General features: G+C 36.4%; 2 pseudogenes. Both read left to right on the plus strand.

What is annotated here, in order from left to right:
* Window positions 1-768: pseudogene (locus IDG60_RS15695) on the plus strand (DNA-binding protein); the annotation flags it as partial.
* A 50-nt stretch (window positions 769-818) separates the two neighbouring features.
* Window positions 819-1,065, plus strand: a pseudogene (locus IDG60_RS15700) (bifunctional metallophosphatase/5'-nucleotidase); the annotation flags it as partial.

A 1,065-nucleotide genomic window follows, 5' to 3' on the forward strand; every position in this document is an offset into this window, starting at 1 on the left:
GGCGGTAAAGCAGAAGGCCCCTATGTAGCAATTTCTAAAGTTGGAAAAGGTAAAGCAGCATTTATCGGTGATTCATCACTTGTGGAAGATAGTTCGCCCAAATATGTAAGAGAAGATAATGGAGAAAAGAAGAAAACATATGATGGTTTTAAAGAACAAGACAACGGTAAGCTATTAAATAATATAACGGCTTGGATGTCTAAAGATAGTGATGGGAAATCACTTAAGGCGAGTGGACTAACATTAGATACAAAGACTAAGTTGCTTGATTTTGAACGACCAGAGCGTTCAACTGAGCCTGAAAAAGAGCCATGGTCACAACCGCCGAGTGGTTATAAATGGTATGACCCAACAACATTTAAAGCAGGTAGTTATGGCAGTGAAAAAGGCGCGGATCCTCAGCCAAACACACCAGATGATCATACGCCACCAAATCAGAACGTAAAAATATCATTTGATATCCCGCAAAATGTTTCTGTAAATGAGCCATTTGAAGTGACAATACATTTAAAAGGATTTGAAGCAAATCAAACACTTGAAAATCTTAGAGTTGGTATTTACAAAGAAGGCGGACGTCAAATCGGACAATTTTCAAGTAAAGATAACGATTATAACCCACCAGGTTACAGTACTTTGCCAACAGTTAAAGCAGATGAAAACGGAAATGCTACAATTAAGATCAATGCTAAAGTACTTGAAAGTATGGAAGGTTCAAAGATTCGTTTAAAACTCGGTGACAAAACCTTGATTACAACAGACTTCAAATAAATATATAATAGAAATAAGAAAGATGTTTGTGATTGAAGGAGTGAGTGAGGATGTCAAACATAGCATTTTATGTCGTGAGTGACGTACATGGTTATATTTTCCCAACAGATTTTACGAGTAGAAATCAATATCAACCTATGGGATTGTTACTAGCGAATCATGTTATAGAACAAGACAGAAGGCAGTATGACCAAAGTTTTAAAATAGATAATGGTGATTTTTTGCAAGGGTCACCATTTTGTAATTACTTAATCGCGCATAGCGGCAGTAGCCAGCCTTTAGTTGATTTTTATAATC

The organism is Staphylococcus sp. EG-SA-2 (assembly GCF_017152085.1).